Origin of the sequence: Streptomyces sp. W16 (genome assembly GCF_033194735.1) — a bacterium.
Taxonomy (GTDB): domain Bacteria; phylum Actinomycetota; class Actinomycetes; order Streptomycetales; family Streptomycetaceae; genus Streptomyces.
Window position 1 is genome coordinate 1 of record NZ_JAWOAI010000336.1, and the last position, 11,102, is coordinate 11,102.

General features: G+C 68.8%; 10 protein-coding genes and 1 pseudogene. 4 read left to right on the forward strand and 7 right to left on the reverse strand.

The genetic code is table 11. The features are described 5' to 3' along the window. A pseudogene (locus tag R6V09_RS34280) lies at positions 1–317 on the reverse strand (mycothiol synthase); the annotation flags it as partial. Positions 318–461: 144 nt separating this feature from the next. On the opposite strand from R6V09_RS34280, the gene R6V09_RS34285 reads away from it, so the two are divergent. Continuing rightward, positions 462–2,270: a bifunctional metallophosphatase/5'-nucleotidase gene (locus tag R6V09_RS34285; protein ID WP_317885363.1), complete on the forward strand. Its 1,809-nt coding sequence runs from the start codon at positions 462–464 to the stop codon at positions 2,268–2,270. A 1,020-nt stretch (positions 2,271–3,290) separates the two neighbouring features. Beyond that, entirely contained in the window at positions 3,291–5,144 is a 1,854-nt protein-coding gene (locus R6V09_RS34290; RefSeq protein ID WP_317885364.1) for an ABC transporter ATP-binding protein, read from the forward strand. A 3-nt stretch (positions 5,145–5,147) separates the two neighbouring features. On the opposite strand, the gene R6V09_RS34295 is transcribed toward R6V09_RS34290, so the two are convergent. Continuing rightward, complete coding sequence (locus R6V09_RS34295; protein WP_317885365.1) at positions 5,148–5,876, reverse strand: response regulator transcription factor; 729 nt, start codon at positions 5,874–5,876, stop codon at positions 5,148–5,150. 44 nt (positions 5,877–5,920) lie between these two features. After that, positions 5,921–6,556, reverse strand: a complete 636-nt coding sequence (locus R6V09_RS34300; RefSeq protein ID WP_317885366.1) for a PH domain-containing protein — start codon at positions 6,554–6,556, stop codon at positions 5,921–5,923. Between the two features lie 171 nt (positions 6,557–6,727). Here R6V09_RS34300 and R6V09_RS34305 point away from each other — a divergent pair, with 171 nt between their 5' ends. Together R6V09_RS34305 and R6V09_RS34310 are read left to right on the forward strand one after the other, a co-directional pair. Further along, positions 6,728–7,015, forward strand: a complete 288-nt coding sequence (locus R6V09_RS34305) for a hypothetical protein (RefSeq protein WP_317885367.1) — start codon at positions 6,728–6,730, stop codon at positions 7,013–7,015. Continuing rightward, entirely contained in the window at positions 7,012–7,410 is a 399-nt protein-coding gene (locus R6V09_RS34310; protein WP_317885368.1) for a hypothetical protein, read from the forward strand. The genes R6V09_RS34305 and R6V09_RS34310 overlap by 4 nt, the downstream gene beginning before the upstream one ends. A gap of 77 nt (positions 7,411–7,487) precedes the next feature. Here the strand turns inward: R6V09_RS34310 and R6V09_RS34315 are convergent, their stop codons facing one another. From R6V09_RS34315 to R6V09_RS34330, 4 genes are all read right to left on the reverse strand, one after another. Next, complete coding sequence (locus R6V09_RS34315) at positions 7,488–8,900, reverse strand: sensor histidine kinase (RefSeq protein WP_317885372.1); 1,413 nt, start codon at positions 8,898–8,900, stop codon at positions 7,488–7,490. Between the two features lie 62 nt (positions 8,901–8,962). Beyond that, positions 8,963–9,700: a response regulator transcription factor gene (locus tag R6V09_RS34320; RefSeq protein WP_317885369.1), complete on the reverse strand. Its 738-nt coding sequence runs from the start codon at positions 9,698–9,700 to the stop codon at positions 8,963–8,965. A gap of 137 nt (positions 9,701–9,837) precedes the next feature. Further along, positions 9,838–10,044: a hypothetical protein gene (locus tag R6V09_RS34325; protein WP_317885370.1), complete on the reverse strand. Its 207-nt coding sequence runs from the start codon at positions 10,042–10,044 to the stop codon at positions 9,838–9,840. 54 nt (positions 10,045–10,098) lie between these two features. Beyond that, a partial coding sequence (locus R6V09_RS34330; RefSeq protein ID WP_317885371.1) for a S1C family serine protease occupies positions 10,099–11,102 on the reverse strand: 1,004 nt, incomplete at its 5' end.

Consider the following 11,102-nt stretch of genomic DNA (forward strand, 5'->3'; position numbering starts at 1 on the left):
TCCCGCCCGTGTCCGTGCCCCCGGTGCGCGGGGTGGACGAGGAGTTCGGCGGCCGGCGCCTCCACCGGGTCGGTGTCCTCCAACTGCCCGTAGCCGACGAGCTCTTCGCCCAGGGTCAGCAGCAGATGCGAGACCCCGGGCCGCGCGCCGCCGCGCAACTGCAGCCGCCCCTGCTCGGACACCGCGGGCTGCCCGTCGGTCCTGGCCGCCTCGGAGATCAGCGCGAGGACGGCCCCGGCCTGGTCCGGGGAGAGCGCGTCGTAGGTCTCGATGGAGCGGGAGATGGGCGCGGGCCGTGCGGTGTCGTCGCTGGTCATGGCCTCAGGGTAAGCGGACGTACCAGCAAAGTGGCGGCAAAGAAGAAACCAGGATGTAACCAAGAACCCCCTGTCACGCTACGCGCGTTGACTCTAGGCTGCGCCGGAACGTGGTGCCATCTCAGCCGACTCACAGGGGGGCTCATGCCAGCCACTTCCCAGCCGTACCGCCCGCGCAGACGCCGTGTCGCAGGCCTGCTCGCCGCCGCCGCGAGCCTGGCCACGGCGGGTGCGCTGGTCGCCGCACTGCCCGCCGACGCGCACGGAAACCCGAGCGGCGGTTATGGGCACAAGCCCAGCCGCTACCAGGACGTGCAGCTGCTGTCCTTCAACGACCTGCACGGCAACCTGGAGCCGCCGTCCGGTTCCTCCGGCCGGGTCACCGAACTCCAGGCGGACGGCACGACGAAGACGATCGACGCGGGCGGTGTCGAGTACCTCGCGACGCATCTGCGCGAGGCCCGCAAGAACAACCCGTACTCGATCACCGCGGCCGGCGGCGACATGGTCGGCGCCTCCCCGCTGATCTCGGGTCTGTTCCACGACGAGCCGACCATCGAGGCCCTCAACAAGCTTGACCTGGACGTCACTTCGGTCGGCAACCACGAGTTCGACGAGGGCGCCAAGGAGCTGGCCCGCCTCCAGAACGGCGGCTGTCACCCCACCGAGGGCTGCTACACGGACAAGAAGTTCGAGGGCGCCGACTTCCCCTACCTCGCGGCCAACGTCCTCGACGAGAAGACGAAGAAGCCGATCCTCAAGCCGTACTGGGTGTGGAAGAAGAACGGCGTCAAGGTCGGCTTCATCGGCGTCACGCTGGAGGGCACCCCGGGCATCGTCTCCGCGGACGGCGTCAAGGGCCTGCAGTTCAAGGACGAGGTCGAGACGATCAACAAGTACGCCAAGGAGCTGCAGAAGCAGGGCGTCAAGTCGATCGTCGCGCTGATCCACGAGGGCGGCTTCCCGGCCTCCGCGTCCTACAACTACGACTGTGACGCGTCCGGCGGCGGCTCCGGCATCTCCGGCCCGATCGTCGACATCGCGAAGAACGTCACCCCGGCCGTCGACGCCCTCGTCACCGGTCACACCCACAACGCCTACGTCTGCACGATCAACGACCCAAGTGGCAAGCCCCGTATGGTCACTTCGGCCGCCTCCTTCGGCCGCCTCTACACGGACACCACGCTGACGTACGACCGCTGGACCGGCGACATCGCGCGTACGACGGTCAAGTCCGCGAACCACGTGGTCACCCGGACCGTGCCCAAGGCCGCCGACATGACCTCGCTGATCAGCAAGTGGAACACCCTCGCCGCCCCCATCGGCAACCGCGCGATCGGCTACATCTCCGCCGACGTCAACAACACCGGCACCGAGTCCCCGATGGGCGACCTGATCGCCGACGCCCAGCTCGCCTACGGCAAGGAGCTGGACCCGGAGACCGACCTCGCGCTGATGAACCCGGGCGGGGTGCGGGCGGGCCTGACCTACGCGGCCAAGGGCGCGGAGGGCGACGGCGTGGTGACGTACGCCGAGGGCTTCACGGTGCAGCCGTTCGCGAACACGGTGAACCTCCAGGACTTCACCGGCGCCCAGGTGGTCCAGGCGCTCAAGGAGCAGGTGAGCGGCACGAACACGGCGGCGCCGAAGGTGCTCCAGGTGTCGTCCGGGCTGACGTACACGCTGGACCTGACGAAGACGGGCGCGGACCGCGTGGTCACGGACTCGATCCGCCTGAACGGCGCGGCGATCGACCCGGCCGCCACCTACCGCGTCGCGACGAACAGCTTCCTCGCGGGCGGCGGTGACGGCTTCACGACGCTGGGGCAGGGCACCGGTGACCTGGTCGGCACGGACGATCTGAGCGCGCTGGCGCAGTACCTGACGGCCCACTCGTCGGCGGCGAGCCCGCTCACGCCTCCGGCCGCGAACCGGATCACTGTCGTGCAGTGACAGCCGACCCCTCGGGGGCCCGGTGCCGCAGGTCGGCGCCGGGCCCCCTTCCGTTTTCCCGTTCTAAATTCTGTGTAAGGGCGGGTTCAGTTCCGCGAATTCCATAAGAATCATCCATAGCAATCACTCAGGAAGGTCTAAGCGAAAATCGCTTTTTCTGCGCTGGAAGTCCAGTAGTGTTTTCCATGTCGAAAGCGAACGGCGCAAACGACAGAAGACGAAGGAGAGCACGATGAGCTTCCACAAGATCGCCCCGGTGAAGAAGCACCACAAGCCCGCCCCGGCCCCCAAGAAGGCCCCGAAGAAGCCTGCTCCGGCCCCCAAGCGCCGCCCGGTCGGTCACAAGTAAACAGCACATAAGAAGTCGTAACAGGGAGGGAATTAATCATGAGTTTCAACAAGATTCACCCCATCAAGAAGTCCTGCAAGCCCGCTCCGGGAGCCAAGAAGGCCGCGCCGAAGAAGCCCGCCCCGAAGCGTCGCCCGGTCGCCGACAAGGGCTGACAAAGAATTTACAGGCGTAATTCAAAGGCAGTTGCAGCAGATCGGTAGAGGAACTGTTGCAGAACCGCAGCAGACACCGCGACAGCCGTACCAGAGAGGGAACACGTCATGAGCTTCCACAAGATCGTCCCGGTCAAGAAGCACCGCAAGCCCGCCCCGGCTCCCAAGAAGCCCGCGCCGAAGAAGCCGGCGCCGAAGCGTCCGGTCGGGCACAAGTAAGCAGTCCCGCGAGCCGCAGAAGAAGACCCGCAGCACCCCCCACCCGGCCGCAGAGCCGAACTCCCAGAGAGGGAACCCACCATGAGCTTCCACAAGATCGTCCCCGTCAAGAAGCACCGCAAGCCCGCCCCGGCCCCGAAGAAGCCCGCGCCCAAGAAGCCCGCGCCGAAGCGCCCCGTCGGCCACAAGGGCTGAGCCAGTACCCAGTGAGGCGGGGTCACCGGTTAGCGAGCGGGCTCGCTCCGGTGGCCCCGCCTCGGCCATGTCCAGCCCATGTATTGAGGGGAGTTGTTGACCATGAGGGAAGCCCGTGAGGCCTTCCGCCGTTTCTGGCCGCTGACCCGCGGTGACCGCAAGTGGCTCGCGGTGATCATCACGTGCGTCGTCGTGTCGGCGCTCGCCGAGACCGCCGCGATCCTGCTCTTCGCGGAACTCACCGACAACGCCCTCAAGGCCGGTTCGCTGTCCGAGTTCTGGAGCCCGGCCGCGGCCTGGCTCGGTGTCGCCGTACTCGGCGCGCTCGTCGGCTACTTCGGCAACTCCCTCGCCACCTGGACCGCCGAACGCTTCGTCCTGCGCCTGCGCGCGAACGTCTTCCGGCACGTCCAGGACCTCCCACCCCACTTCTTCCAGAAGCACCGCCGGGGCGACCTGGTCGAACGCCTCACCGGAGACGTCGAGGCCATCGAGCAGATGGTCGTGTCCGGCGTGGTCGGCACCATCTCGGCCGCGTTCTCCGCGGTCTTCTACGCCTGCGCGGCCCTCTACCTCCGCTGGGACCTGGCCCTGGCCACGTTCGTCCTGGCCCCCTTGTTCCTGCTCGCCGCCCGCCGCTTCTCCGGCCGCATCAAGCAGGCCTCGAAGGACGAGCGGGTCGCGGACGGCGCGATCACCTCGGTGGTCGAGGAGTCCCTCGGCAACGTCGTGTTGACCCAGGCGTACAACCGCCGCCGTGACGAGGAGAAGCGCCTCGACGTCGAGGCCCGCGCCTGGATGAAGGCGTCCGTCCGCGGCGCCCGCCTCAGCGAGATGTACGAGCAGTTCGTCGAGGTCGTGGAAACCCTCTGCGTACTGGCCGTCATCGGCCTCGGCGTGTGGGAGATCTCCGCCGACCGCATGACCCTCGGCGCGCTCCTCGCCTTCGCCGCCTTCATCGGCTACCTCTACCCCCCGGTCCGCAACCTCGGCCAGCTCGGCCTCACCCTCACCGCCGCCACGGCGGGCGCCGCCCGTATCAACGAGATCCTGGACGCCACCCCGTCCGTCGGCGACCCCCGCGAACCCGTCCCCGCCTGGCCCGTCCACGGCTGGGTCAGCTTCCACGGCGTGACCTTCCGCTACCCCGGCGCGGCCCGCGACACGGTCGACAACGTCACCTTCCGCGCGGACCCCGGCGAGCTGGTCATCGTCACGGGTGAGAGCGGCGCGGGCAAGTCGACCCTGTCGAAACTGCTGACCCGTTTCTACGACCCCTCCGAGGGCGTGATCTGCCTGGACGGCGTCCCCCTCCGTGACGTACCGCTCGAATTCCTGCGCGAGAACGTGGCGTTGCTGCCCCAGCAGACCCTGATCCTGAACGGCACGATCCGCGAGAACATCGAGTGCGGCCGGCCGGGCGCGAGCGACGAGGAGATCGAGCGGGCGGCACGCGCGGCGGCGGCGCACGACTTCATCACCGCACTGCCCGAGTCCTACGACACCGAGATCGCCCCCGGCACGGCGGCACTCTCCGGCGGCCAGCTGCAACGGATCGCGATCGCGCGGGCGATGCTGCGCCAGGCACCGGTCCTGGTCCTGGACGAACCGACGGCCGGCCTCGACTCGGTGGCCGCCCGCCAGGTGATCCAGCCCCTCCGCCGCCTGATGTCCGGCCGTACGACCATCATGATCACCCACGATCTGAGCCTCGCCCCCGACGCCGACCGCATCCTGGTCGTGGAGGGCGGGCGCCTGGTGGAGACGGGCACGCACGCGGAGCTGGTGGCAAGGGGCGGAGCGTACGCGCGACTTGCGGGTCCGCTGCCCGAGATGGCGATCACGGGAACGGGAACGGGACGGCACCGTGCGGAGGACACGATGATCCTGCGTCCTGCCACGCCGCAGGCACCGGCCTCCGACGAGACGATGATCCTGAGGCTGCCGCTCAAGTAGTCGTCAACCGGCGGGTGTTGCCCGGAGGGTGTACCCGAGCCCCCGCACGGTGTGGATGAGCCGCGGTTCGCCGCGGCTCTCCAGTTTCCGGCGCAGATACATGACGTAGACGTCGAGGGTGTTGGACGCGGGCTCGAAGTCGAAGCCCCACACGTGCCGGTGGATCCGGGACCGGGTGAGCACGGTCGCCGGATGCCTCAACAGGTACTCCAGCAACAGGAATTCGGTCCGGGTCAGTTCGAGCGGCCGGCCGCCGCGGGTGACGGTACGGGTGCGCGGCTCCAGGACGAGATCATGGAAGGCGAGCTGTTCGAGCTCGGCCGGGGGACTGCCGCAGACCTCCTCGCGGGTGCTGCGGCGCAGCAACGCCCGTACCCGCGCGAGGAGTTCGTCCACCGCGAACGGCTTGCTGAGGTAGTCGTCGGCGCCGTTGTCGAGGGCGACGATACGGTCGCCGACGGCGGTCCTGCCGGTGAGCATCAGGATCGGCACGGTGGACCCCGAGGCGCGGATGCGGCGCGTGGCGGCGAGCCCGTCCAGCTCCGGCATGGTGACGTCCATCAGCACGAGGTCGGGCGCGGCGGCGTCGTCGGGTACCCCGAGGAGATCGATGACGGTACGCCCGTCTCCCGCGAGGACGGTCTCGTACCCCTCGAATCTGAGCACCCGGCCGAGCCCTTCGCGTACGTCCGCGTCGTCGTCGGCCAGCAGGATCTTCCGCGCCAGCGCCATTCGAACACGGTGTGACGGGGGGCTGTGGCGGGGCTGGCAGGGGGCTATGTGTGGGCTGGGGCTCGGGACGCGAGCCGGCGGAAGAACGGGAGGAGGAGGGCGTAGGCGGCGAGGGGAGCGCAGAGGAGCAGGAGGAAGGGGTGAGGTTCGCCGTCGGTGGTCACCTCCCACACGAGACAGATGCCGCCGGCGAAGAAGGCGAGCAGAGCCCAGATGATCGCGCGTTCCTGTGCCTTGCGATGTCCCGCGCGCACTCTGATCCGGGCCTCGACCTCGGGTCGCGGTTCCCAGACCTTGCCGTGGTGGGCGGCGGCGAGGGCACGCAGTTCGTCGATCTCGGCCCGCAGGTCCGGGAGTTGCCAGTCGTCGACGTTGGGGAGGAGGAACCTGCGGCCGTCGTTGTCGTAGAGCCAGGTCAACCATCGGTTGTCCGCGCGGCCCTGCTTCGGTCGTTCCTCGGCGCGCAGATCGTAGATGTCGTGCCAGGCCCGTCTGCGAACGCGGAAGGCACCGCGGACGGTGACGCCGTCGGCGCCCACGGAGGTGAGACCTCGTCGCGCGGCGAGACCGGCCCAGACGAGCAGCGCGGCGATCACCGCCGGCGCGAGCAGTTTGTACCGGACCGGAATGTGGTCGGGCCGCGTCAGCTGAAGCAGGCAGTTCCCGATGACGACCGCCATGATGACGATCCGCGCTCGGGACGCCTTCCGCCACCTGTGGTACTCACGTCCGATTCCGCGCCCGTCCCCGTCCCCGTGCATGGACCCTCTCCCGGTCAGCAGGGGAGGAGCGTAAGGCAGGGGGCTGTGCATGGCTGCAGCGGGGTGCCGTGTCGGGGCTATGGTGAAGCCATGGCAGAGAACACGACCATTCAGGTCTCCCGCAAGGCCCGGGACCATCTCGCTCAGGTCGCCAAGGAGCACGGGATGACCTTGGGGCAGTTCGTCGAGCACTTGGCCGCCACGCAGCCGACGGCGGAGCAGGTCGCCGAGAGGGTTGCCGCCGACCGGCAGGTCGTCCGCGACGTGATCGGCCTGGACATCCGCGACGAGGAGTTCGACGCGGCGCCTGACATCCTCGGCAACATTTACAAGATCGCCGCCGAGAAGGTCCGTAGGGCGCGAGGTACGGCCGCGTGATCATTCTCGACACCGGTGCCACCCGGGCTCTCGCGGACGGGCACAAGACGTTGAACCTGCTCGCCGCGAACATGGCCCACACTCCGGGCGATCTGCTTCGGATTCCGGCGCTCTGCCTCATGCAGGCGGAGTCAGAGGACGCGAGCGCCGGAGACCGCGTGCTCGCGTTCTCCTCGGTAGTCGTCGACGACCTGACCACGGTCTCCTCGGTCGCCGTCGGCACCATGATCCGCGACGGGTACGGCGGTCCGGACACCTGTCACGCCCTGTACTGCGCCCTGCCGCGAGCCGAGTTCACGGGCATGTCGATCCTCTTGACGACCCGGGAAGAGGCTTACCCGCCCGGTGTGGTCACTGTCGACATCGACTCCCCCGGAATGCTCGGCTTCCACTGAGGCCGCCCGTTCACCTCAAGGGTGCGGTCGAAAAAGTGTGACGCTTCTCGCCGAAGTGTCACACTTTTTCGGACCCCCTACTGGGAGCCGGAGCCTTCCGGCGGAGCCGTCGGCGCCCCCGGCAGGCGTACGGTCGCCACCGTGCCGCCACCCGGCGCGTGCGCCAGGGTCACCTCGCCGCCGGCCTGCTGGACCGTGCGGGCGACTATCGACAGGCCCAGGCCGGAACCGGGGAGGGCGCGCGCTGACGGCGAACGCCAGAAGCGGTCGAAGACGTGCGGGAGTTCCTCGGCGGGGATGCCGGGGCCGTGGTCGCGGACCGTGAGGACACCGCGGGTCAGCTGCACCTCGACCGTGCCGCCCTCGGGGCTGAACTTCACGGCGTTGTCGAGGATGTTGACCACGGCGCGTTCCAGCGCGGAGGGCTCCGACTGCACGAACCACGGCTGTACGTCCGCCGTGATCGTCAACTCCGGGCCGCGCAGGCGGGCTCGGCGCAGGGCCGCTTCGACCGTGTCCTGGAGCGAGACCACCTGGACGCGCTCACCCCGTTGCCCTTCCGAGCGGGACAGTTCCTGCAAGTCACCGATCAGGGACGCCAGTTCGGTCATCTGCGCCTTCACCGAGGCGAGCAGCGCCTTGCGGTCCGCCGGGGGGATCGGGCGGCCGGTCTCCTCGCTGCGGGTGAGGAGCTCGACGTTCGTACGGAGGGACGTGAGGGGGGTACGGAGTTCGTGACCCGCGTCCGCGATGAGTTGCTGTTGCAGCTCACGGGAGTTGGCGAGGGACGTCGTCATCGAGTTGAAGGAGCGGGACAGCCGGGCGATCTCGTCGTCGCTGTCCTCGTCCACGGGGATGCGGACGGCCAGGTCCTCGGTGCGGGCCACGTGCTCGACGGCCTCGGTCAGCTTGTCGACGGGACGGAGGCCCGCGCGGGCCACCGCGAGTCCGGCCGCACCGGCGCCGACGACTCCGATGCCGGAGACGAGGAGGAGCAGCAGTGCCAGTTCGTTGAGGGTGGACTGAGTGCCCTTGAGAGGCAGGGCGTACACAAGGGCGACGCCCTCGACCACCGATCGAGTGCCGTTCGCGTCGACGGTGATCAAGGGCACCGTCAGCACCCGCACGGCCGTTCCCTTGGTGTCGACGCCGTTGTGGATGATGGTTTCGGTCGGGTTCTTGGCCACGGCGATGTCGGCACTGGTGACCTTCACCGTGCCGGGGGAGTCCGAGGGGATGCAGGACTTGCCGTTCGACCGCACCAGCTGGAAGTAGTACTCCGAGGGCGGATGGAGACCGTATGTGTCCGACGGCGGCAAGTTGGTCTTGTCGCAGCTGTGGATCGCGTCCATGACGCTGCGCTGCTGCGGATTGCTCGCCGAGGTCTTGAGCTGGTTGTTGATCTGGCTGTACAGCTTCCCCTGCACGATGAACCAACAGGTGACCGAAACCGCCGCCACGGCGAACGCCACCGCCGCCGCGACCAGCATCGCCAGCCGGGACCGGATCGGCAGGGTCCGGAACCGGTGGAGGAACCGGTTGAGGACGTTCTTCACTCCGCCCCACCCTGTCGCAGCACATACCCGACACCCCGAACCGTGTGGACGAGCCGGGGCTCGCCCCCCGCCTCGGTCTTCCGGCGCAGGTACATCACATACACGTCGAGGGAGTTGGAGGACGGCTCGAAGTCGAAGCCCCAGACGGCCTTCAGGATCTGCTCGCGGGTGAGGACCTGGCGGGGATGCGCCAGGAACATCTCCAGCAGAGTGAACTCGGTGCGGGTCAGCTCGACCGCGCGGCCGTTGCGCGTCACCTCGCGCGTCGCGAGGTCCATGCGGAGGTCGGCGAAGGTCAGGGAGTCGTCCTCGGGGGCCGCGCCGGCCGCGGCAGCCGCCGCGTACGAGCTGCGGCGCAGCAACGCCCGTACCCGCGCGAAGAGTTCGTCGAGTTCGAAGGGCTTGACGAGGTAGTCGTCGGCGCCGGCGTCCAGACCCGTCACGCGGTCGCCGACCGTGTCGCGGGCCGTGAGCATCAGGATCGGCGTCGTCGTGCCCGCCCCGCGCATACGGCGTGCGGCGGTCAGGCCGTCCATGCGCGGCATCTGGATGTCGAGGACGACCAGGTCGGGCTGGTAGGCGGTCGCCTTCTCCAGCGCGTCCGCGCCGTCGACGGCGACCTCGGTGTCGTACCCCTCGAAGGCCAGACTGCGCTGGAGTGCTTCGCGCACCGCCGGCTCGTCGTCGACGATCAGGATGCGCTGGGTGTCACGGTCGCCTTCGGCGGGGCTCATGGGCTGGATCCTCGGGTGCGGTGGGACGGGGAGACAACGATCGGCTGGTCGCAATCAGCCTCGCATGTTTCCCGGCTGGCGCGTAAAGAGGAGGGGAGGGGAGAAATGGGCTGAGATCAGCCTCGCACGGTGGCAGATCAGCCTCGCATGGTGGCGAGCCGGTTCAGCGGCACCTTCCGGTGGTGCGGGTGGGCCGCGCTGGTGCGGAGCCCCATCAGCTCCGGGGCGGGCGCCACTTCGGGCGCCCGTGCCGCCGGCGCGTGCAGTTCGTACGCCACCCCGAGGGCCAGGCCGAGACCGGCCGCTCCGGCGTCGGTCACCGTGTGCGAAACCTGCTTGATCATGACGTACTCCCTACTGATCACTGATCTTTGAACACTGATCGCTGGACTACGGACTCAGCTGTCGGAACCGCCCGCCCGCAGCGAAGCCAGGTCCGCCTTGACGGTGTTGATCGGGATGGCGAAGCCGATGCCGATGCTTCCGGCCTCGGACGACGAGGACGAGGAGTCCGAACTCGACGAGTACATCGCGGAGTTGATGCCGATGATGTTGCCGTTCGCGTCGATCAGCGCACCGCCGGAGTTGCCGGGGTTGAGGGACGCGTCGGTCTGGATGGCCTTGTACGTCGTCGTGGACGAACCGGTGTCGCCGTTGAACTGCTGGCCGCCGAACTGGAAGGGCCACTGGCCGCTGCCGCCCGAACCCGAACCCTGGCTCTGGCTCTCGTCGGTCGAGACGGTCACGTCACGGTTCAGGGCGGAGACGATGCCGCTGGTGACCGTGCCGGTCAGCCCCTCGGGAGAGCCGATCGCGACGACCGTGTCGCCGATCTGGATGCCGTCGGAGTTGCCGAGGGTGGCCGCCTTCAGTCCGGAGGCGTTCGCCAGCTGGAGGAGCGCGAGGTCCTTCTTGCTGTCGGTGCCGACGACCTTCGCGGTGTACGACTTGCCGTTGCTCGTCTTGACCTTGACCGAGGTGGCGCCGGAGATCACGTGGTTGTTGGTGATGATCTGGCCGTCGGTGGTGATGACCACGCCGGCGCCGGTGGAGGTGCCGTTGCTCAGGGTGGCCTCCACCTCGACCACGCTCGGGCTGACGGTCGCGGCGATGGTGGCGACGTCGCCCTTCTTGCTGGAGGGCACGACCGCCGTGGTGGTGCTGGAGGAGGCGACGGTGTCCTTGCCGGTCAGCTGCTGGAAGGCGTACGCGGTACCGCCGCCGACGGCCGCGGCGACGATCGCCACGGCGGCGAGCAGCGCGATCGGACCGCGGGTCCGCTTCTTCGGCTTGGGCGCCTCGGCCTGGACGTGGTTGAGGAGAGCCGTGTCGCCGCCGCCGTCACCGGAACCGCCGTAGCCGTCGGCGCCGAACGCCGCCTGCGGGGCGGGCGAGGGGGCGG